Origin of the sequence: Pseudomonas sp. K5002, from assembly GCF_013386655.1 — a bacterium.
GTDB lineage: Bacteria > Pseudomonadota > Gammaproteobacteria > Pseudomonadales > Pseudomonadaceae > Aquipseudomonas.
The window spans coordinates 1-2862 of sequence record NZ_JACARK010000519.1; the positions used below are offsets into that span (position 1 = coordinate 1).

Annotated in this window: 4 protein-coding genes; 2 read left to right on the forward strand and 2 right to left on the reverse strand. The window is 63.1% G+C overall.

The window, feature by feature from the left end; translation table 11 throughout:
* Together HX846_RS22215 and HX846_RS22220 are read right to left on the reverse strand one after the other, a co-directional pair.
* The coding region (locus HX846_RS22215) for a multidrug effflux MFS transporter (RefSeq protein ID WP_178966101.1) at positions 1-1003 on the reverse strand (1003 nt) is incomplete at its 3' end.
* Between the two features lie 87 nt (positions 1004-1090).
* The gene (locus HX846_RS22220) at positions 1091-1291 is read right to left on the reverse strand and encodes a heavy-metal-associated domain-containing protein (RefSeq protein ID WP_003211150.1); all 201 of its coding nucleotides are present in this window, start codon (positions 1289-1291) and stop codon (positions 1091-1093) included.
* A 147-nt stretch (positions 1292-1438) separates the two neighbouring features.
* On the opposite strand from HX846_RS22220, the gene HX846_RS22225 reads away from it, so the two are divergent.
* Both HX846_RS22225 and HX846_RS22230 read left to right on the forward strand, forming a co-directional pair.
* Positions 1439-1819, forward strand: a complete 381-nt coding sequence (locus HX846_RS22225) for a hypothetical protein (protein WP_177049188.1) — start codon at positions 1439-1441, stop codon at positions 1817-1819.
* Between the two features lie 76 nt (positions 1820-1895).
* Positions 1896-2862, forward strand: a 967-nt coding sequence (locus HX846_RS22230) for a cation-translocating P-type ATPase (protein WP_178966102.1), incomplete at its 3' end; no start/stop codon positions are given.

Consider the following 2862-nt stretch of genomic DNA (forward strand, 5'->3'; position numbering starts at 1 on the left):
TGCCCGCCCGAGCGCCCTGCCCGCTCATGGCGCAGGCCGAGGTATTGGGCAAAATGCAGCCCAGGCTGGCGATGCAGATAAACAGCGGTACCAGCAGTGGCCACAAAGCGTCCGTGCGCAGCGCAGTAATTGCCAGCAACGACAGACCCGCCGCCAGGTAAACCCACACCGTGCGCGACAGCAAAAATGCCGGGCCACGCGACGCGAGCAAACGCGCATTGACCTGTGCCACCAGGATAAAGCCCGCGGCATTCGAGCCGAATACCCAGCCATAGTGTTCGGCGGGCACGCCATAGAGCTTGATAAAGACGAAGGGCGAGCCCGCGATGTAGGCAAACATACCGGCAATCGAGATGCCGCCGGTCAAGGCATAGCCCAGGTACACCCGGTCCGACAGCAACCGGCCGTACTGGCGCAGTGCGCCTGACAGCGGCTGGCGCGGTTGATGGGCCGGGAAGCTTTCCGGCAGCCCGACTGCTACCGCAATGGCCGCCATCACACTGAACACCGTCAGCGCCAGGAAGATCGACTGCCAGCCCCAGACGCCAACCATCACCCCGCCCGCCAGCGGCGCGAGGATCGGCGCCAGCCCGGTGACCAGCATCAGTTGGGAAAACACCTTGGCCGAGCCCACCGCGTCGCATTTATCGCTGACCACCGCCCGCGAGATCACCATGCCCGCGCAGCCGCCCAGGGCCTGGACGAAACGCGCGCCGATCAGCCATTCCAGGGACGGCGCGTACGCACAGGCGAAGGACGCCAGGGTAAACAGGGTGACGCCGCTGAGCAGCGGCCCGCGCCGGCCAAAACGGTCTGCCAGCGGTCCATAGATCAACTGGCCGATCGCCAGGCCCGTGAAGTACACGGCCAAGGTCAGCTGAATATGTTTTTCGTCGGTGCCGAATGCCACGGCCATGGCCGGGAAACCCGGCAGGTAGAAGTCGATGGCCAGCGGCGCGAACGCGCTCAAGGCCCCCAAGATCAGGATTATACGAAGGTTCATCAGGCACCCAGGTGAGTCGGCAGCCCAACAGTCTAGCCGGGCTCGGGTGCCTTGAACATTAAGTTAGCTCGCTAACTATTCAAAAAGTCAGGCGAGCTTGGCGCTGTAGCCTTCTTCACTGATCAGGTTGATCACCTCTGCCGGCGACAGCAGGCTGCTTTCCACGCCGACTTCCTTTGTCGCGAGGTCGACGCGCACGCTGGCCGCCGGGTCCTTATCCTGCACCGCCTGGGTTACCGAGCGGACACAGTGGCCGCAGGTCATTCCTTCAACGCTGAATACTTGCATGACATGACTCCTTTAATGAGGTTGCCCGCAGTGTTGACCTTGCCACGATGGCAAGGTCAAGTTCTGAAAACATCGGCCGGGCTGGCATTCATTCGCGCCCTCGGCCAAGCTGCACTTATCCACGATGTGAACCTCGGAGAATTCGCCATGCGCTGGTCATTTTTTGGCCTTGTCAGCCTGATGGGCTTGTTTGCTACTGTGCCACCGGCCAGCGCAGATGAAGATTATGCGGTGCTGATCATTTCCCGGGAGCGCCTGGAAGTGCCAACCAACTGCGAGATTGGCTTGTACATCCAGGACCAGTTGGCCGGGCGGCTGTTCCAGGAGCAGGCCACCTCCTTCAACTTGCCGGCCGGGAATGTGTCGTTGCGCCTGAAGTTGTTGCCGGGGCAATCCCAGGGTTGCTTGCCGGGCATGCTCGCACCACCGGCGCAAAACATTACGTTGAAGGCGGGTGACGTGCGCAAGTTGCGTATCGCGCAAGGGCCGGACGGCATGTACCTGAAACCGGCCGCACTGGAATACTGAAACATTGATCTAACGCCTTGACCTTCCCCACAGGTCAAGGTTGATCCTAGGGGCAATCTCTCCTGGAGTACTGCCCATGAACGGATCCACCACCTTCGACCTGCCGATCAGCGGCATGACCTGCGCCAGCTGCGCCGGGCGGGTTGAACGGGCACTGGGCAAAGTGCCCGGGGTGCAAAGTGTCAGCGTCAACCTGGCCAACGAACGCGCCCACATTGAAGTGCTCGGCCAGATGGACCCCGGCGTGCTGATCGCCGCCGTCGACAAGGCCGGCTATACCGCCACCCTGCCCCAAAGCGAAATCGCCACCCAGGCCAGCCAGGAACAACGCCTGAGCCATGAACGCTGGTCGCTGCTGCTGGCAATCCTGCTCGCCGCACCGTTGGTGCTACCGATGCTGGTGCAACCGTTCGGGCTGCACTGGATGCTCCCGGCCTGGGTGCAATTTGCCCTGGCCACCCCGGTGCAATTCATCTTCGGTGCGCGCTTCTATATCGCGGCCTGGAAAGCCGTGCGCGCCGGAGCGGGCAATATGGACCTGCTGGTCGCCATCGGCACCAGCGCCGGTTACGGTCTGAGTATCTATGAATGGCTCACGGCGTCCGCCGGCACAATGCCCCACCTGTATTTCGAAGCCTCGGCGGTGGTGATCGCCCTGGTGCTGCTGGGCAAATATTTGGAAAGCCGCGCCAAGCGCCAGACCGCCAGCGCCATCCGCGCCCTGGAAGCCTTGCGCCCCGAGCGGGCGATTCAAGTAATCGACGGCCGCGAGCAGGACGTCGCCATCACCGCCCTCAAGCTGAATGACCTGGTGCTGGTCAAACCCGGCGAACGCTTCCCGGTGGACGGCGAAGTGGTCGAAGGCCAAAGCCACGCCGACGAAGCCTTGATCAGCGGTGAAAGCCTGCCGGTGCCGAAGCAGCCTGGCGACGCAGTCACCGGCGGCGCCATCAACGGCGAAGGCCGGCTGCTGGTGCGTACCCTGGCCCTCGGCGCGGAAAGCGTGCTGGCGCGGATCATCCGCCTGGTGGAGGACGCCCAGG